Raw genomic sequence first — 299 nt, forward strand, 5'->3', positions numbered from 1 at the left:
GGCGTTCGCCCCCGCGCCTGACCCCGGGGACCGGCTGGCCGTGTATCGCAGCAAACGCTCGGCGGCGCGCACCCCGGAGCCGGTGCCGGAAGCAGGCACCGGGGCCGTGACCGCGAGCCCCGACCGGCAGGGCTTCGTGATCCAGGAACACCACGCCAGGAACCTGCACTACGACTTCCGTCTCGAGCACGAGGGTGTCCTCGCCTCCTGGGCGCTCCCGCGCGGGGTGCCGACGGATCCGGCGAAGAATCACCTCGCCGTGCGCACCGAAGACCATCCCCTCGAGTACGGCGGGTTCG

At 72.6% G+C, this 299-nt stretch carries 1 protein-coding gene; it reads left to right on the plus strand.

What is annotated here, in order from left to right:
* The coding region (locus QN345_RS20080; protein ID WP_323509247.1) for a DNA polymerase ligase N-terminal domain-containing protein at positions 1 to 299 on the plus strand (299 nt) is incomplete at both ends.

This window comes from Cryobacterium sp. 10I1 (assembly GCF_035019805.1).
GTDB classification, from domain to species: Bacteria; Actinomycetota; Actinomycetes; order Actinomycetales; family Microbacteriaceae; genus Cryobacterium; species Cryobacterium glucosi.